22 protein-coding genes and 1 tRNA gene are annotated in these 16184 nt (G+C 53.0%); 9 read left to right on the top strand and 14 right to left on the bottom strand.

Features of this window, described 5'->3' with window-relative positions; all coding sequences use genetic code 11:
* Positions 1–45: 45 nt before the first annotated feature.
* Complete coding sequence (locus BS29_RS14145; RefSeq protein ID WP_229954284.1) at positions 46–252, bottom strand: hypothetical protein; 207 nt, start codon at positions 250–252, stop codon at positions 46–48.
* Positions 253–457: 205 nt separating this feature from the next.
* On the opposite strand from BS29_RS14145, the gene BS29_RS14150 reads away from it, so the two are divergent.
* Genes BS29_RS14150 through BS29_RS14165 form a run of 4 tightly spaced genes read left to right on the top strand, consistent with a single transcriptional unit; the run spans position 458 to position 2776 of the window.
* Positions 458–706 carry a DUF3489 domain-containing protein gene (locus BS29_RS14150; RefSeq protein ID WP_229954285.1) on the top strand — a complete coding sequence of 83 codons (249 nt, stop codon included), beginning with the start codon at positions 458–460 and terminating at the stop codon, positions 704–706.
* Positions 703–1161, top strand: coding sequence for a DUF2924 domain-containing protein (locus tag BS29_RS14155; protein WP_229954286.1), 459 nt, complete (start codon positions 703–705; stop codon positions 1159–1161). The genes BS29_RS14150 and BS29_RS14155 overlap by 4 nt, the downstream gene beginning before the upstream one ends.
* Entirely contained in the window at positions 1154–2452 is a 1299-nt protein-coding gene (locus BS29_RS14160) for a recombinase family protein (RefSeq protein ID WP_229954287.1), read from the top strand. The genes BS29_RS14155 and BS29_RS14160 overlap by 8 nt, the downstream gene beginning before the upstream one ends.
* A gap of 9 nt (positions 2453–2461) precedes the next feature.
* Positions 2462–2776: a hypothetical protein gene (locus BS29_RS14165; protein ID WP_229954288.1), complete on the top strand. Its 315-nt coding sequence runs from the start codon at positions 2462–2464 to the stop codon at positions 2774–2776.
* A gap of 202 nt (positions 2777–2978) precedes the next feature.
* Here BS29_RS14165 and BS29_RS14170 read toward each other — a convergent pair.
* From BS29_RS14170 to hisB, 10 genes are all read right to left on the bottom strand, one after another.
* Positions 2979–3054, bottom strand: a tRNA-Phe gene (locus BS29_RS14170).
* A gap of 98 nt (positions 3055–3152) precedes the next feature.
* The gene (locus BS29_RS14175; RefSeq protein ID WP_229954289.1) at positions 3153–3368 is read right to left on the bottom strand and encodes a DNA gyrase inhibitor YacG; all 216 of its coding nucleotides are present in this window, start codon (positions 3366–3368) and stop codon (positions 3153–3155) included.
* Positions 3369–3371: 3 nt separating this feature from the next.
* Entirely contained in the window at positions 3372–4805 is a 1434-nt protein-coding gene (locus tag BS29_RS14180) for a sodium-dependent transporter (protein WP_229954290.1), read from the bottom strand.
* A 55-nt stretch (positions 4806–4860) separates the two neighbouring features.
* Positions 4861–5241: a histidine triad nucleotide-binding protein gene (locus BS29_RS14185; protein WP_229954291.1), complete on the bottom strand. Its 381-nt coding sequence runs from the start codon at positions 5239–5241 to the stop codon at positions 4861–4863.
* 3 nt (positions 5242–5244) lie between these two features.
* On the bottom strand, positions 5245–5562 hold the full coding sequence (locus tag BS29_RS14190; protein ID WP_229954292.1) for a phosphoribosyl-ATP diphosphatase: 318 nt from the start codon (positions 5560–5562) through the stop codon (positions 5245–5247).
* Between the two features lie 155 nt (positions 5563–5717).
* Positions 5718–6143: a PEP-CTERM sorting domain-containing protein gene (locus BS29_RS14195; protein WP_229954293.1), complete on the bottom strand. Its 426-nt coding sequence runs from the start codon at positions 6141–6143 to the stop codon at positions 5718–5720.
* Positions 6144–6461: 318 nt separating this feature from the next.
* Entirely contained in the window at positions 6462–7229 is a 768-nt protein-coding gene (gene hisF, locus BS29_RS14200; RefSeq protein WP_229954294.1) for an imidazole glycerol phosphate synthase subunit HisF, read from the bottom strand.
* A 1-nt stretch (position 7230) separates the two neighbouring features.
* Positions 7231–7956 (bottom strand): 1-(5-phosphoribosyl)-5-[(5-phosphoribosylamino)methylideneamino]imidazole-4-carboxamide isomerase, encoded by a 726-nt coding sequence (gene hisA / locus BS29_RS14205; RefSeq protein WP_229954295.1) that lies wholly within the window; start codon positions 7954–7956, stop codon positions 7231–7233.
* Positions 7953–8507, bottom strand: coding sequence for an imidazole glycerol phosphate synthase subunit HisH (gene hisH / locus BS29_RS14210; protein WP_229956874.1), 555 nt, complete (start codon positions 8505–8507; stop codon positions 7953–7955). Before hisH ends, hisA begins: the two co-directional genes overlap by 4 nt.
* Before the next feature lie 58 nt (positions 8508–8565).
* Positions 8566–9159 carry an imidazoleglycerol-phosphate dehydratase HisB gene (gene hisB, locus BS29_RS14215; RefSeq protein WP_229954296.1) on the bottom strand — a complete coding sequence of 198 codons (594 nt, stop codon included), beginning with the start codon at positions 9157–9159 and terminating at the stop codon, positions 8566–8568.
* Positions 9160–9285: 126 nt separating this feature from the next.
* On the opposite strand from hisB, the gene BS29_RS14220 reads away from it, so the two are divergent.
* From BS29_RS14220 to BS29_RS14235, 4 genes are read left to right on the top strand one after another with little or no spacing between them, the layout of a single operon-like run.
* A complete protein-coding gene (locus BS29_RS14220; protein ID WP_229954297.1) occupies positions 9286–9771 on the top strand; it encodes an SspB family protein in 486 nt (161 codons plus the stop codon).
* A 7-nt stretch (positions 9772–9778) separates the two neighbouring features.
* Positions 9779–11176, top strand: coding sequence for a class II fumarate hydratase (gene fumC / locus BS29_RS14225; protein ID WP_229954298.1), 1398 nt, complete (start codon positions 9779–9781; stop codon positions 11174–11176).
* A gap of 37 nt (positions 11177–11213) precedes the next feature.
* Complete coding sequence (locus BS29_RS14230) at positions 11214–12119, top strand: mechanosensitive ion channel family protein (protein ID WP_229954299.1); 906 nt, start codon at positions 11214–11216, stop codon at positions 12117–12119.
* Positions 12120–12122: 3 nt separating this feature from the next.
* Positions 12123–12398, top strand: a complete 276-nt coding sequence (locus BS29_RS14235) for a hypothetical protein (protein WP_229954300.1) — start codon at positions 12123–12125, stop codon at positions 12396–12398.
* Here BS29_RS14235 and BS29_RS14240 read toward each other — a convergent pair.
* Together BS29_RS14240 and BS29_RS14245 are read right to left on the bottom strand one after the other, a co-directional pair.
* Entirely contained in the window at positions 12395–12967 is a 573-nt protein-coding gene (locus BS29_RS14240; protein WP_229954301.1) for a DUF2585 domain-containing protein, read from the bottom strand. The two genes, BS29_RS14235 and BS29_RS14240, sit on opposite strands and share 4 nt — an antisense overlap.
* Before the next feature lie 164 nt (positions 12968–13131).
* Entirely contained in the window at positions 13132–13278 is a 147-nt protein-coding gene (locus BS29_RS14245; protein WP_229954302.1) for a hypothetical protein, read from the bottom strand.
* Between the two features lie 239 nt (positions 13279–13517).
* Between BS29_RS14245 and BS29_RS14250 the strand changes: the two genes are divergently transcribed.
* Positions 13518–14804, top strand: coding sequence for a serine hydrolase domain-containing protein (locus tag BS29_RS14250; RefSeq protein ID WP_229954303.1), 1287 nt, complete (start codon positions 13518–13520; stop codon positions 14802–14804).
* A 148-nt stretch (positions 14805–14952) separates the two neighbouring features.
* On the opposite strand, the gene BS29_RS14255 is transcribed toward BS29_RS14250, so the two are convergent.
* Positions 14953–15993, bottom strand: coding sequence for an alkene reductase (locus BS29_RS14255; protein WP_229954304.1), 1041 nt, complete (start codon positions 15991–15993; stop codon positions 14953–14955).
* Positions 15994–16184: the final 191 nt, after the last annotated feature.

The raw sequence follows: 16184 nt of genomic DNA on the forward strand, positions 1-16184 counted from the left end.
AACACGCACAAAATTTGACGATCAATGTCTGTTGCGAACGGGCAGCTAACGCATTCTAATAGCAGAAATTAGAATCTCAATTTCCTCGAGCAACGACTCGATATCTGAGATTTGATTTGAACCTTGTCTTTTCGATACCCACGTTGATTGTCCTTTCACCGCAATCTCATGCGCATCTTCAAGCCTTGCCGTTATCAGTGCGAACAATCCAGTTCGCACCTTGATTGGATCTACTTCGTCTTCATTTTTCATGCGTTAACCCATGCTATACTTGACCCCGAAGTCCACATGCAGCTTTCTCAAATATGCAGACAAACGACTGGACTTCGGTGTTTGTTCGAGCATTGCTGTTGATGTCGCGGACAATGATCGCGACGAGCCGCCTGCGCTAACAAGCGATCCGCGGCTTGGGTCAGTGGAAGCGCTGGATCCTCCAGCGCCAAACTGGAGACACTCGATGTCATCACCAAAATCAAAAACACAAACCAAGTCCGCAAAAGTCATCTCGCTGCTATCGCGAGCGAAAGGCGCTACTCTTGATGAGATATGTAAAACTACGGAATGGAAGCAACATAGCGTTCGGGCATTTCTAACCGGCTTACGCAAGAAAGACTTCGTGCTCACACGTGAACAGCGCGGTGATGACGCCACCGCCTATCGCATCACACAAAATCCAAGCGATAAAGAGCCAGAAGGTGCAGCATGAGCGCGCTGGATAAACGTTTGGAGGATCTTATGGTAATGCCCCCTGCCCAGTTGCGATCTGCCTGGCGGGATACCTTCAAGTCGCCTGCACCTGATATCGGACCGGACCTGCTTCGGCGCGGGATCGCCAACCGACTGCAGGAACGTGTCCATGGTAGCCTGACTAGTGCTACCAAACGGGAGGTCGAGCGCCTCCGCAAACGAGTCGAGCGGACCGGAAAAGCTGGTCACATGCATGCGATATCACTCAAGGTGGGAACAAGACTGGTCAGATCATGGAATGGCAAAAGCTATCACGTCCTAGTTTGCGATGATGGCTTTGAGTTTGAAGGTCGTCATTATGCAAGCCTCAGTCACATTGCGCGCGAGATAACAGGAGCACATTGGTCTGGCCCGCGCTTCTTCGGGTTGAAGAAACGCAGCGGATACAAGCCAAAGGCTCTCGCAAATGGTTGAGCGAGCAAAACGAAAACGCTGCGCAATCTACACCCGCAAATCGACCGAAGATGGTCTGGAGCAAGATTTCAACAGTCTCGATGCACAGCGAGAAGCTTGCGCAGCCTATATATTGAGTCAGGCTAGCGAAGGTTGGGAAGCGGTTACCGAGCTTTATGATGATGGTGGCTGGTCTGGCGGCAATATGGATCGCCCTGCCCTAGTTCAGCTGCTCGACGATGTAGAAGCCGGAAAGATCGATATCATCGTGGTCTACAAGGTTGATCGACTTACTCGTGCCTTAGCCGACTTTGCGAAGATCGTTGAAATACTGGATGAGAATCAAGCAAGTTTCGTCAGTGTGACGCAATCGTTCAACACCACGAACAGCATGGGGCGTCTGACACTCAATGTTCTCTTATCCTTCGCGCAGTTCGAACGCGAGGTCACCGGTGAACGCATCCGCGATAAAGTTGCGGCCTCGAAGAAGAAAGGTATGTGGATGGGTGGCGGAGTTCCTTACGGGTATGATGTCGAAGAACGACAGCTTCTGATCAATGAGACTGAAGCTGAAACGGTTCAATTGGTATTTGAACGGTATGCACAGCTCAAATCGGTACCGCAGTTAGTCGATGAACTCGCCGCAAAAGACATCCGGACCAGAACGCGTGTGTGGAAGAATGGACGGGTCGTCGGTGGCATCCACTTCAAAACAGGAACTTTGACCCACCTGCTTCAAAATCCGATCTACGTTGGAAAAGTTCGTCATAAAGACAAAGTCTTCGATGGAGAGCATCAGTCGATTATCCCCAATCAGCTATTTGAGCGTGTTCAATCGATATTTGCCGAGAACAGGTGTGATAATGCACTAGGTGAGAAGAGCCGCAACCCCAGTCTGCTGACAAGCATCATAACCGATCCGGATGGTAAGCCGATGACTCCGGCACATGCGAAAAAGGGATCTAAGCGCTATCGCTATTATGTCACACGAACACCTCCTGGAGATGAATCTCCTAAATGGAGATTGCCTGCTGGAGAAATCGAACGACTGGTGATTGATAAAGTTGCCAGACATCTGGTGACATGCGGTGGCTCGGGAACCGATGATGCACGGGAATTGGAAGTTCAGATTGATCTGGATCGCCAGACCTCAATCGATCTACTCGCAATGTCTATCAGTGAACAACGGAGATTGTTGCTCGGTTATAAAACCCGAGTTTCAGCAAACAGCGGAACAGTCGAAATCGAATTCACGCCTCCAAATCAGGATCAACCGGTCAAGCTTTCGATTGAAGCTAAACTGGTCAACTGAGGATCTGAAGTGAGGTTGGCAATTGCACCGGACAACGGTCCGATCAAACGTGATCCTGATCCCGTGTTGCTGAGACTGGTTGCTCATGCTTTTGCGGCGCAGGATCTTCTGGTTCGAGGAATATCCTCCCCGATGGTCAATCACTACAAGCAGCGGCACTTGCAGCAACTTGTTAGGCTAAGCTACATGGCCCCCGATATTATCTCCGCGATTGTTAACGGAACACAGCCACCCGATCTCACCGGACGCAAGATCATGCGTATCAACAAAATCCCACTAGACTGGGACGGACAACGCAAGATGTTTGGGTTCGCTTCCACCTAAAATCTACCAAAATCCACAAGTGCATCTGGACTCCAATATTTGGGCCATCGAGACACTTGGCAAATTTGCCCCCATATCACGGCTGCCAAATGGTCTCTGGCGACAGGATCCACGCATCATCACCCGCTAACCGACGGAAAGATAGGGATAAAACCCACGCACCGTTGACCGAGTACGAGACTTTGAAAACTTAGGAAAAAAGTGGTGCCCGAAGGCGGATTCGAACCACCGACACAGCGATTTTCAGTCGCTTGCTCTACCAACTGAGCTATTCGGGCAACGGGCGGGAAATTGTTCCTGCCGATTTAGAAGCGCCGCTATAGGCGGGGCTTGTATGGCTTGTCCACCCCAAAAATGGCCCTTTTGTTACGCTGTCCTATGACTCTTGCTCAAGGCCGGATTCATGGCCAGATTCTCTAGTCAGATGATCGCCCAATTGGTCGGGTGAAACCGGTGGTCCGGGGACTTTATACCCCTCGCCTAGCCATTGGAGTAAATCGCGATCTTTGCAGCCAGCGCTGCAGAAAGGAGCGAAATCCACCGACTTTGGCTTGCGGCATACCGGGCATTTCGCTTCTTTTGCGCTGGGCACTGCTTATCCTTGGCCTACTAAGTTGGGAAATACTGCGAAGACGAATATCAATAGCACACCGACCGGCGCCAGCCACGCGATCAGGAAGCGGTATATTGCGAACAGTGCACCGTCCAATCCCGTTTCCGCTTCAACCAGCTTTTTGTCCGCCCGCCAGCCGATGAACACAGCCGTCAGAAAAGCGGTAGTTGGCAGCAATATCTTGGAAACAAAATCATCAATTGTGTCGAAAATATTCTTTTCTTCAAATAGCGGCCAGAAGCCAAGCAACCGGATGTCGCTCCAAACATTGAGCGAAAGCGCGCAGGCAACACCGATCAGGAACACGAAACCGCCAAAAAGCCACGCAGTCATGGCGCGGCCCCATTCAAATCGCCGCATCGCCCAAGCTACTACGCCCTCAAGCAAGGAAATAGAACTGGTCAGGGCGGCAAAGAAGATCAGTACGAAGAAGAGCAAACCGACCAAAGAACCGGCTGGCATGGTATGGAAAGCGATGGGTAATGATTGGAAAACCAGCGTCGGTCCAGCGGCGGCATCCAGACCCACTGCAAAGACAATCGGGAAGATCATCAAGCCTGCCAGAAGAGCAACGCCGGTATCAGCAAAAGCAATCATACCAGCGGTTGGAGCCAGTCTTGTCTCCTTGGAAACATAACCGCCATAGGTAATCAGTGCTGCGGACGCGACGCTCATCGAGAACAGGGCCTGTCCCAAGGCATCATTCATGACCGAGGGTGTCAGCTTGCTGAAATCCGGCGTGAACAGAAAGGCCAGTGCTTTTGCAAATTCGCCGGTAAAGGCGCCATAGAGGGTTATCAGTACCAACAGGACAAAGAATGTCGGCATCAGATATGTTGCCGCTTTTTCAATGCCATCCGTAACGCCGCGCGCGACAATCCAGATTGTCAGCACCATGAACAATGTGTGCATGCCGAGCAGCAGTGGGATATTACCAAAAAGGTCCGTCATTCGGCTCGGTATGGTTTCCGGGTTCTCTGACGCCAGAGCACCAGCAAATGGATTGCCAGAAAAGAGCGCGCCCAGGAAATCGCTGCCCATCACACCGACATAATAAAGCACCCAGCCGGCGACGACGCTGTAAAAAGTCAGGATCAGAAACGCACTGAGTATTCCTATTCCGCCAAAAATACCCCAATTTCGGCTGACATTTGAATCTTCGGCGACTTTGACCACGCTGTGGAAGGCATCGCTACGTCCATGACGACCGATTAATATCTCGGAGAGGACCATCGGCAGACCGATCAGGATGATGCAGGCGATATAGACCAGCACAAAGGCACCGCCGCCATTTTCGCCAGCCAATGTGGGGAACCGCCAGATATTGCCGAGGCCAACGGCGGCACCAACCGCAGCCAGCACAAAGGCCCATCTCGACGACCAGCCTTCTCCACCCGGTGCTGCTGATCCTGCCATGATAAAACTCCCCTAAATACTGCACGCGCCGTCTGAGCGGCCTGAATGGCTGTTCCTAGCCTCTCATTAACATCGGGCCAAGTGGTTTTCCGGCAAAGATATGAACGTGAAGATGCGGAACTTCCTGATGCCCGTTTTTACCGATATTGGCGAGCAAGCGATAGCCCGGCTCAACCATGCCGGCTTCCCGCGCCACATGGCCAACCGCACGTACAAAACCGGCAATCTCCGCCTCAGTCGCTTTGGCCGAAAAATCATCCCAGCTGACATATTTTCCCTTCGGAATCACCAGAATATGGTCGGGTGCCTGCGGGTTTATGTCGTGAAAAGCGAGGACATGATCATCCTCGTAGACCGTCTTGTTGGGAATCTCTCCGCGGAGGATTTTGGCGAAAATATTGTCATCATCATAAGGTTCGGTGGGATCAATCGCCATGCCTCATTCCTTTCTGGACGCTTTTTCGGTCAGGCCCGACAGACCTTCCCGGCGTGCGAGTTCAGTCAAAATATCATCGATGGACAAATCCATGTCGGCAAGCAGCACCATCAGATGGAACAGGACGTCCGCTGCCTCCTCCGTCATGCCGGATCGGTCATCCTGTACCGCCGCAATCACAGCTTCGACCGCTTCTTCACCCAATTTTTCCGCCATTTTGGCACGCCCTTTCGCGCGCAGACTGGCGACGTAGCTGTCCTTGGGATCCGCATCGCGGCGCTGCTGGATAGTTGCTTCCAGGCTTTGCAAGATATCGTTCATGGACATCCGTTTGCGCGAGCAATGGGACGGGCGTCAAGTCCCTGAAAGGCTGTAGGCCATATTACCCATAAGAAAGGGCCGTCTAATCCCCCGATGACGGCCCTTCCATGGTGCGGCAAGATCGATGATCTGCGCATCCATTCGGTGACGAACTGTTACAGTTTCTTGCGTTTCTTTCGCGCCGCAAAACGTCCAGCGACCAGACCCGCAACGCCAAGTGCCAACATCATGACGTTGGAAGGTTCAGGAATCGGTGTTCCGCCTGAGGACGAACCACCGGATGATGAACCAGTCGATGTCGTGCCACTGGATGTGCTGCTTGACGTACTTGTAGAGCCACCATAGCTGGATGAACCCCAACCGGAGCTGCCCCATCCGGATGATCCCCATCCAGAGCTTCCCCAGCCAGAACTACCCCAGCCGGATGATCCCCAACCTGAACTGCCCCAACCAGATGATCCCCAGCCACTAGGATTGCTCCAGCCGCCATTATGCGGATACCATGTTGCTTCTGCCGGGCTGGCAACAGCAAAGCTGATTACACCAGAACCGACTAATATGGCCAATTTTTCAAGTTTCACGGCTTGCCCCATGGGTTGATGAAGGATCGAAATATCTGCTGAAATAGAATAGCAATTTTCCTGCCAAAAACAGAAGATCGGCTTCATTGGTCGCTGGTGATGGTTAACACTATTTTCGCGCCCAGAAATTTGTAAGTTAAACCGACATTAACCATCATAAAAAATGTCCCATTGTGGGACAGTTATGGTCAATGTCGCCCTGCTCCGCTGGTGCTCTGCAGGATCGCCTATGCGAAATAGTTAATTTTCTTTTAATATAAATGCTTACATATCATTTCGGTGAGAATGACTGAACTGAAAGCACGTTCAGACTTTGTCTTAACTGTTACGGCGCGCGGGCAATCCTGCGGCCCGCAGGGCATCATGCGCTTCAGCTATGCTATGCTGACCAAAATGAAAGATCGATGCGGCGAGCACGGCATTGGCACCACCTTTTGTCACGCCTTCGACCATATGTTCCAGCGTTCCCACGCCGCCACTGGCAACCACCGGGATCGACACCGCATCGGCAATAGTTCGGGTGAGTGAGAGATCATAGCCATCCCGGGTGCCATCACGGTCCATGGACGTTACCAACAGCTCCCCTGCCCCGAGCTCGGCCATGCGTACCGCATGCTCCAAGGCATCTATGCCGGTCGGTGTACGCCCGCCATGGGTGAAGATTTCCCAGCGGCCCTCTTCCACTTGCCGTGCATCGATTGAGGCCACCATACATTGGCTGCCAAAGCGGCTGGCAATGTCGCTGACGACGTCGGGGCGCGATACGGCAGCGCTGTTCACTGCCACCTTGTCTGCCCCCGCCATCAGCAGCGCACGTGCATCTTCTGCCGTCCGCACCCCGCCGCCGACGGTGACCGGCATGAAACAGACTTCCGCCGTCCGCCGCACGACGTCGATGATCGTATCACGCTTTTCATGGCTTGCGCCGATGTCGAGAAAACACAGCTCATCCGCGCCCGCTGCATCATAGGCGCGGGCCTGCGCCACCGGATCGCCGGCATCTTTGAGATCAACAAAATTGACGCCTTTAACCACGCGGCCGTCGGCAACATCCAGACAGGGTATGACACGGATTCGGACGGTCATCTTATCTATTCGCCATTGCTATGGCCGTCGCCAGATCCAGCCGGCCGTCATAGAGCGCCCGGCCGGTAATCACGCCCTCAATGCCATCCTGCGTAAATTGGCTGAGCATATGGACATCATCCAGACCCTTTACGCCACCGCTAGCAATCACAGGAATATCGACCGCACGAGCCAGATCGACCGTCGCTTCAATGTTGCAGCCCGTCAGCAGGCCATCCCGGCCAACATCGGTGAACAATAGGGACGCCACGCCCGCATCCTCAAAGCGCCGTGCCATATCCATCACGCTGACTTCCGACACATCAGCCCAACCTTCGGTAGCGACCATGCCGTCGCGTGCATCAACCGCCACCACAATGCCGCCTTCATATTCCTTCGCCATATCGCGCACGAATTCCGGGTCTTTCAGGGCCGCGGTACCGATCACCAATCGTGCCACACCCAGTTCGAACCAACGCTCGACGGTTTCCCGGTTCCTGATCCCGCCGCCCAGCTGCACATAGCCAGGAAAGCTGGCTACAATAGCTTCAACCGCTTCCGCATTGCGCGGAGAGCCCGCAAAGGCCCCGTCCAGATCAACGACATGAATATGCTCTGCACCGGCCTTGGCGAACAAGCCTGCTTGTTCAGCCGGATTGTCACCATAGACGGTAGCGCGGTCCATATCACCCTCGGCCAAACGCACGACTTCGCCTGATTTCAGGTCAATGGCAGGAAAGACGATCATGGTTTCCACTCCAAAAAGCGTTTCAGGAAGGCCAGTCCATAGGTCTGGCTTTTTTCCGGATGAAATTGCACACCGACAATATTATCGCGCCCAACCGCCGACACCAGCTTCATCCCGTGATAGGTGGTCGAAAAAATATCGTCTTCATTATCAGCATCAAAATGATAACCGTGGAGATAATAGGCTTCGCCCGCTTCCAGCAGATCATGGCCTGCGGTCGGTGTCACATCATTCCAGCCCATGTGCGGAATTTTGATGTCAGCGGATGGCGCTTCGATCGCGTGGACCGTTCCGCCGATCCAGCCTAGCCCTTGGTGTTCGCCAAATTCTATGCCCCTATCCGCGAGCAATTGCATGCCAACGCAGATGCCTAGGAAGGGTGCGCCTTCTTGCCGCACCCGCCGTTCCAGCGCCGTAATCATCCCTTCAATGCCCGCCAGGGCATCGCGGCACGCACCAAAGGCGCCGACACCGGGCAGGACAATGCGATCCGCCGTAGCCACCACATCCGGATCAGCGGTTACAACAACGCCGGACGCACCAGTTGCCATCAACGCGTTGTGCACACTGTGAAGGTTACCGGCGCCGAAATCGATAAGCGCAATGGTTTCAGCCACCAAGCTGCCCTTTGGTTGACGGAATAGCATCACCCTTGCGTGGATCACGCTCAACCGCCTGCCGCATTGCACGGGCAAAGCCCTTGAACATGCTTTCGGCAATATGGTGGTTATTCTCCCCATAAAGCAGCTCGATATGTAGGGTAATGCCGGCGGCATCGGCGACGCTGTGGAACCAGTGCTTGAACAGCTCCGTATCCATTTCGCCTAACCGATCCTGGGAAAATCCGGCCTTCCAGACGAGCCATGGACGCCCGGATATATCCAGCGCGACGCGGCTCAATGTCTCGTCCATCGGCGAATAAGTGCTGCCATAACGTACGATCCCGGCCTTGTCGCCCAGCGCCTGGCCAATGGCTTGTCCCACCGCAATGGCGCTGTCTTCGGTCGTATGATGCTGGTCAACATGCAGGTCACCTTTGACCCGCAAGGTCAGGTCGATCAGCGAGTGGCGCGAAAACTGCTCGATCATATGATCGAGAAAACCAATGCCGGTAGACACATCATATTGCCCGGTTCCATCCAGATTCAACTCGACGAAAATCTCGGTTTCCTTGGTGTTTCGCTCTATTGTCGCTGTTCTCATGGTTGATGCCTATAAAGGCTGTATTTCATCAGGCAAGAATTTCGCTGAAAAACCAGAAATATCACAGTTTTGGAAAATTATTCAAATCCCCTTGACCCTGCCCCGTGTTCGCGCCACCAAGTAGCAATGAACGACAGTGCCCCAGATAGCCTGATTCCTTATGATGAGATTGTGCAGGAAGCGCTGCGCGCTGTGGTCGGCCGGGTACTCGGTGAGGTTGAAACCAACGGTCTTCCCGGAGACCATCATTTTTACATCACGTTCAAAACCCGCGCACCGGGGGTCGATATTCCCGATCACTTGATCGCGAAGTTCCCCGATGAAATGACCATCGTGTTGCAGAATCGCTATTGGGATTTGTCAGTCAGCGAAGACCGGTTTGAAGTGGGATTGAGCTTTAATCAGATCAGCTCCATGCTGCATATTCCCTTTGCTGCGATAACATCCTTTGTTGACCCAGCCGTCGATTTTGCTCTGCAATTTCAAGTGGATGAAGTCGAAGGTGATCTCGACCCACATGAGCCGGCGCAAAATGATGGTGACCAGCAGACAGTGGAAACAGTCGATGATGGCTCCAACGTTGTGACTGTGGATTTCGGCAAGAAGAAGTGAGCGCCTGATGTCAGGCCCACCCACAAAAACCACCCGCACGGAATCTGACAGCATTGGCCCTATAGAAGTCCCACAGGACGCCTATTGGGGTGCACAAACCCAGCGCAGTATCGAGAATTTCCCCTTCCCCCGTCATGAACGTATGCCGATCCGGTTAATTCATGCCTTGGCCACCGTAAAAGAGGCTGCCGCACGGGTGAATGGCATCCATGGACTCGACCCGGAAATTGCGGGCGCGATCGCCAAAGCGGCTGAGCAAGTCCGCTCTGGTGCTTTTGACACGCAATTTCCGCTGACCATCTGGCAGACGGGATCCGGCAGCCAGACGAATATGAATGTGAACGAGGTGATTGCGGGTATCGCCAATGAAAGCCTGACCGGAGAGCGTGGCGGCAAAGACCCCGTCCATCCCAATGACCATGTCAATCGCGGACAATCTTCCAATGACAGCTTTCCGACAGCGATGCATGTTGCAGCAGCACGCGCCTTGGAGGTGGAGTTGTTTCCAGCGCTGGAACAGCTCCACGATGCGCTGGCCCAGAAGGCACAAGACTGGAAAGCGATTGTCAAAATCGGCCGCACCCATTTGCAGGATGCCACACCGTTGACGCTGGGGCAGGAATTTTCCGGTTATGCGGCGCAATTGCTCGCTGCCCGCGACCGTATTGAGGCGGTCTTGCCGCGTCTCTATCAACTGGCCCAGGGCGGGACTGCCGTGGGCACCGGCCTCAACGCGCCGGAAAATTTTGGCAATCATATGGCGAGGGAAATCGCCAAAATAACCGGCCTGAAGTTTATCTCAGCGCAGAATAAATTTGCCGAACTGGCTGCGCATGACACGATGGTTGAGCTATCCGGCGCACTCAATACACTGGCCGTTTCGCTGACCAAAATTGCCAATGACATCCGCCTGCTCGGTTCTGGACCACGATCCGGCCTTGGTGAACTTAACCTGCCCGCCAATGAACCGGGCAGCTCCATCATGCCAGGCAAAGTCAATCCGACCCAATGCGAAATGCTGACCATGGTCGCTGCGCAGATGATCGGCAATCATCAGGCGGTGACAGCTGGCGGGATGCAGGGACATCTTGAACTGAACGTCTTCAAGCCGATGATTGGCGCTAACGTCCTGCGCTCGATTGAAATTGCATCGATCGGTATGTCGAGCTTTGCCACCCGCTGTGCCGACGGGCTGGAAGCCAATGAAACGCGCATTGCCGAATTGGTCGATCGTTCGCTGATGCTGGTCACGGCACTTGCGCCGGTTATCGGTTATGACAAGGCATCCAAAATCGCCAAACATGCCCATGAAACAGGCATGACCTTGCGCGAAGCTGCCCTGAAATTGGGATTAGTCGATGCAGAAACCTACGACGCCCATGTTAAACCGGAGAAAATGGTTTAAGTTGGAATGATATCAATCGGGGCATATCGGAGATGATATGAACGATCCCATTGATGAATCCCTAAATGCTATCGATATCCTGATCCGACAGCTGCTGAGCATGTGGGAACAAGCCATAGCCTTGCTTCCCAGTCTGTTCATCGCGACAATTGTTCTGATTGTTACCTGGATCATTGCGCGCTTCGCCAGCCGCATCGCTGACAATCTGACGGACAAGACCAATATGCGCGCTTCGCTGCAGGAACTGGTCGAAACCATGGTACGGCTTGCAATCTGGATCGTCGGTTTGATGGCGACGCTTACCATCTTGTTGCCGGGCCTCACCCCCGCCAGCCTCATAGCCGGTCTGGGTTTTGGCGCTGTCGCAATCGGCTTTGCCTTTCAGGATATTTTTGAAAATTTCATGGCTGGGGTGTTGATCATGATCCGCGAAAAGATGCGGATTGGTGATTATATCATATGCGAGGGTGTAGAGGGCATTGTTGAGAGCATTGCCCTGCGGGAGACCCATGTCCGCCGTAACACCAAAGAACTTACGATCATCCCCAACTCCATCCTGTTCAAAAACCCGGTGAAGATCCTGACCGATCAGGATAAGCGCAGACATGAAATTATCGCTGGCGTGGCCTATGATACCGACCTGGAAGTGGCTCGGGAAGTCATCCTGAAGGCCGTACAGTCGGTTGAGCAGGTTGACAAGGACGAACGGATTGATGTTTTCGCCTGCGAATTCAACGCTAGCTCGGTCGATTTCAAAATTCGCTGGTGGTCGGGATCCAAACCACGTGCCATGCATGAAAGCCGGGACAGCGTCATTCGCTCGATCAAACGAGCTCTGAATCAAGCGGGTATCGAAATCCCCTTCCCTTATGTTACACAGACTTTCAAGGAACCCATCCCGGTTACATTCAGTGAACCGGTATCGTTTGCTGGAAAGGAATAACCCATGTCACTTCTTCGCAATGTTGCCACCGCCATTGTCGGCAATGAAGCGCGCAAACGCGGCAGAGGCAATGGCTTGATCGGCCTTGGCCTTGGCATGGTTGCAGCCCGCATTGCGACACGCTCGCTACCCGGCGCGCTACTGGTTGGCGGCGCTATGGTGGCGAAAGCACTCTATGACCGGTCGAAGGAAGAGCAGGAAGAACTGCCTGCTTCGGACCAGATTATAGAGATTGAAGGAACACCGGCCCCCACCCAAAATGCCAAAGCCGAGACCTAGATTGCGCCCTGCCACTCCTTGATCGCTTCAATCGGGAAGGTCAGCATCAAGACGTTTAACGTCAGATTGTCGCGAATCGCATAAAGCGCCACCAGCTCGAAAATCACAGCAATCGCCACCGTAGCCTTTACCGGCATCCGGCGAGCCGCAAAAAAGCCCAATGTCATCCAGCCAATATCAGCCATCGAGTTGATGATGCTGTCTCCGGCATAACCAAAAGCGAAGGTTGCCTCACGATAACGATTGATGATCATCGGCGAGTTTTCCAGGACTTCCCAGAAACCTTCCAAGAATACCGCCAGACATAATGCGAAGCCAAGCCGTGCGGCCTCCGGCTGTTTGCGGAACAGCCAATAGCCAAAGCCGTAAAACAGAAAACCGTGAATGATATGGCTGAACGTGTACCAGTCGGCGAGATGCTGGCTGTTCTCAGCCGACTGCACTGCGCCGTGCCACAGTTTCACGGTTCCGCATTCACATATGGGCGGCCGGTCCATTCCGAACAAAATTGCCAGCGTGAGAATAGTTAAGCCCAAAGCGGCTAGCGCATATTTTTTCGATAAAACCATGTTTCGCCCCCTCAATATCCGTGCAACACAGCAGTATCAAAGAGTCATTGCAAGAATGATAATGGAAACAGGGAGTGGAGCGACAATGCTCCACCCACTGTTAAACTACCTCCCCGCAACTTCGATCAGATGATGGTAGCAGATCGGGGTGATGGCGGAGATGATTAGGTGGGACCTTCTTCCCTTTCCGGCACGTAGGGTTCGGGATAAGAATCAACATCTTCTTCCTGAACCGTATCCATGCACGCGCTTAACGGTAAAAGCGCGATGCTGGCCAAAACAAAGATTGTGGGGGAGAATATTTTACGCATGGGACTATTCCTCTTGCTGGCATGCCCCGCTTACGGTGCCATATCTACAAGCCGAGAATCAGATTCCGAAGGATTTGCGCTGCGACGAGCCTCTGAGGCGTCTGCTGTCATTGACGCCACATAACAGCCTTGTCTTATTGAGTTGGACTATCCTACGCTGCCCCAGGATCATATCTTGATTAAGGTTTGCACTGATATTCGCCTTAGAGATAATCGGTGCAGCAAACAGGGACAGCGCAATGGGGAAATATTTGGTGCCGCTTTTTGGATTGGCGGCCCTGTCATTAGTCAGTTTTTATAGCTATCGCGCCTTCGTTCAGGAGCCGATTGAGTTTCCGCTTGTTGAAACCGCTGAAGCTGTCACTGAGGATCGGCTGCCTACGGAACCAGAGGACTGGCAGGGCACCATAAATTACCGCGACCTTGACCAGCGGATTGCCGCGCTTTTCGTCCGTCCTGAAATGGCTGGCCTGGCTGTGGCAATAGTTGAGGATGGCGAGCTTCGCTATATCCGCAGTTTCGGTGTGACCGATAAACGCAGCGGCGAAAGCGTAACGCTGCAAACCGTTTTTCGCTGGGCATCGGTCTCTAAAGGGGTGGCCGGCACACTGGCAGCGAAATTGTCAGAAGAAGGCCAAATCGATCTCAATCAAACGCTGAACCAGTGGCAAACTTCGCTCAAGCTTCCCGGGGATGCAATGGCGCGGATCACGGTAGCGCAGCTTATGTCGCATCAAACCGGCCTTACGAAAAATGCTTTTGACCGCAAACTGGAAGACGGAGAATTTCCCGGGCTGCTTCGCGCTCGCCTGGGAACCGCACCATTACAATGCTCTCCCGGAACCTGTCACAGCTATCAGAATATCGCCTTTGATACTGCCGGGGAAATATTGGGACAGGCCACAAATTCGATTTACGGTGATGCGGTCCAAAAGCAGTTATTTGAACCGCTCGGCATGGACAGCGCACGATTTGGCATGACCGGTCTGACAGGCGCTGAAAGCTGGGCGCGGCCTCATCGCGGTGACAAGGTTCGTATTCTTTCAGAATCCTATTGGCTATTGCCCGCAGCGGCTGGCGTTAACAGCAATATTGTCGATATGGCACGCTGGCTTCGTGCACAGATGAGCGCGAATGAAGACGTCCTGTCCGGCGAGACGCTCGCCCTCGCCCATGCTCCTTTGGTCAGCACGGGGCGGGTTTATGGCGGTGATCTTGCGCGCTCGTTGTCGGAACCGTCCTATGGATTGGGCTGGCGCAGTTTTACATATCGTGGCAGGCGATTGATTGGCCATAGCGGCGCCGTTGATGGCTACCGGGCAACGATCATTTTTGACCCGGCAGCCCGTACCGGCGTGGCGGCAATGTGGAACAGTGGTTGGGGCATACCCTTCGGCATACCCTTTGCCGCGCTGGACAGCTATTATGGAGAGCCCGCAGACAAGGACAATCTGACAGACTGGCTCGATCTGTCCGATGTGCCACCTCCCAAGCTGCAAAAACCCTCCCCGCGTGATCTACCATAGCTTCGCCATTGGTTCGATCTGTCTTTGCGGAGTGCGCGGTCCGTCTCTAACGCTAAGAACAAAGTGGCTTGCGTTGGTGTGGGATTGATCTTGAAAGCGGACGATTTGAGCGTTCTTATTTTCACCACTTTGTTCTTGAATTCTGATTTTATGTAAAAGCTTCTCTGGCAAAGAACGGGTAGTCGTTGTAGCCGACAGCTCCGCCACGGTAGAAAGTTGATTTGTCGACCCGGTTTAGCGGCAGATTTTCTCGGAACCTGCGAACCAAATCAGGGTTTGATAGGAACGCGGACCCAAAAGAGATCAAATCGGCGTGACCACTTTGGATGGCTTCCTGAGCACTTTCCTTGGTATAGCCGTTATTCGCGATATAGGTCCCTGGAAACAGCTTGCGTAGCCGGATATAGTCAATATTCCGAGGAGCACCCTCGACATGGCCAGCAATGTCCATGCTTGTTTCCAGCACATGAAGATATCCGAGACCGCGATCAGCCAGGGCTTCCACAATTTCTTCAAAATGTGCCTGCGGGTTAGAATCAGACATGTCATTAAAGGAGTTTTCCGGCGAAAGTCTCAAACCCACGCGCTCTGCCGGATAGACTTTGGTTACCGCATCCAATACCTCGTGGAGGAATCGCATTCTGTTGATAACACTTCCACCATAATTGTCGGAGCGTTGGTTAGACCCATCGCGCAAAAACTGATCAATCAGATAGCCATTTCCACCATGCACCTCGATGCCATCGAAACCGGCAATCAAACAGTTTTCAGCTGCGATACGATATTGTTCTACTACCTCCATGATTTCAGAAGTCTCCAACGCATGCGGCGTTTCAAACGCTTTATATCCTTCAGCGGTGAACGCTACTCCGTCAGGTTGAAGCGCCGAGGGGGCGACGGGAATCGCGTTGTCTGGCTGGTGACTTCTGTGGGAAATTCTGCCGCAATGTTGAAGTTGAGCAAAGATGTTGCCGCCTTGCGAATGGACCGCATTTACCACACGCAACCAGCCTGACGTCTGTTCCGATGCAAAGATGCCAGGCGTGCTTGGATAGCCGATGCCCTGATGCGATATCGGGATTGATTCTGTAATGATCAAACCCGCAGAAGCACGTTGCTTGTAATGTTCGGCCATCAATGCCGTTGGCACACCCTCAGGAGTGGCTCTGCTGCGCGACAGCGGGGCCATTACCATACGATTTCGAATTTTCAGATCTCCGATTTTCCCGTGCGAAAATAATATTGAATTCATAGCTAAATCTTTCTAGGTCGTTTGTCCTAATACTTGATTAGAGAGACTGAAAAATGGAGTCAACCTACTTTAATTAATGAATTATTTTTAGATTGACAAATAGGACAATTATCCTAATATACGAACCA

It is taken from the genome of Parasphingorhabdus litoris DSM 22379, from assembly GCF_020906275.1.
In the GTDB taxonomy this organism is placed as follows: Bacteria; Pseudomonadota; Alphaproteobacteria; order Sphingomonadales; family Sphingomonadaceae; genus Parasphingorhabdus; species Parasphingorhabdus litoris.

Excerpts from the sequence above, each read along its gene's own strand:
- BS29_RS14145 (WP_229954284.1), bottom strand. The coding sequence starts at position 252 with ATGAAAAATGAAGACGAAGTAGATCCAATCAAGGTGCGAACTGGATTG.
- BS29_RS14150 (WP_229954285.1), top strand. The coding sequence starts at position 458 with ATGTCATCACCAAAATCAAAAACACAAACCAAGTCCGCAAAAGTCATC.
- BS29_RS14155 (WP_229954286.1), top strand. The coding sequence starts at position 703 with ATGAGCGCGCTGGATAAACGTTTGGAGGATCTTATGGTAATGCCCCCT.
- BS29_RS14160 (WP_229954287.1), top strand. The coding sequence starts at position 1,154 with ATGGTTGAGCGAGCAAAACGAAAACGCTGCGCAATCTACACCCGCAAA.
- BS29_RS14180 (WP_229954290.1), bottom strand. The coding sequence starts at position 4,805 with ATGGCAGGATCAGCAGCACCGGGTGGAGAAGGCTGGTCGTCGAGATGG.
- BS29_RS14185 (WP_229954291.1), bottom strand. The coding sequence starts at position 5,241 with ATGGCGATTGATCCCACCGAACCTTATGATGATGACAATATTTTCGCC.
- BS29_RS14190 (WP_229954292.1), bottom strand. The coding sequence starts at position 5,562 with ATGAACGATATCTTGCAAAGCCTGGAAGCAACTATCCAGCAGCGCCGC.
- hisF (WP_229954294.1), bottom strand. The coding sequence starts at position 7,229 with ATGACCGTCCGAATCCGTGTCATACCCTGTCTGGATGTTGCCGACGGC.
- hisA (WP_229954295.1), bottom strand. The coding sequence starts at position 7,956 with ATGATCGTCTTTCCTGCCATTGACCTGAAATCAGGCGAAGTCGTGCGT.
- hisH (WP_229956874.1), bottom strand. The coding sequence starts at position 8,507 with ATGGCAACTGGTGCGTCCGGCGTTGTTGTAACCGCTGATCCGGATGTG.
- hisB (WP_229954296.1), bottom strand. The coding sequence starts at position 9,159 with ATGAGAACAGCGACAATAGAGCGAAACACCAAGGAAACCGAGATTTTC.
- BS29_RS14220 (WP_229954297.1), top strand. The coding sequence starts at position 9,286 with ATGAACGACAGTGCCCCAGATAGCCTGATTCCTTATGATGAGATTGTG.
- fumC (WP_229954298.1), top strand. The coding sequence starts at position 9,779 with ATGTCAGGCCCACCCACAAAAACCACCCGCACGGAATCTGACAGCATT.
- BS29_RS14230 (WP_229954299.1), top strand. The coding sequence starts at position 11,214 with ATGAACGATCCCATTGATGAATCCCTAAATGCTATCGATATCCTGATC.
- BS29_RS14235 (WP_229954300.1), top strand. The coding sequence starts at position 12,123 with ATGTCACTTCTTCGCAATGTTGCCACCGCCATTGTCGGCAATGAAGCG.
- BS29_RS14240 (WP_229954301.1), bottom strand. The coding sequence starts at position 12,967 with ATGGTTTTATCGAAAAAATATGCGCTAGCCGCTTTGGGCTTAACTATT.
- BS29_RS14245 (WP_229954302.1), bottom strand. The coding sequence starts at position 13,278 with ATGCGTAAAATATTCTCCCCCACAATCTTTGTTTTGGCCAGCATCGCG.
- BS29_RS14250 (WP_229954303.1), top strand. The coding sequence starts at position 13,518 with ATGGGGAAATATTTGGTGCCGCTTTTTGGATTGGCGGCCCTGTCATTA.
- BS29_RS14255 (WP_229954304.1), bottom strand. The coding sequence starts at position 15,993 with ATGGCCCCGCTGTCGCGCAGCAGAGCCACTCCTGAGGGTGTGCCAACG.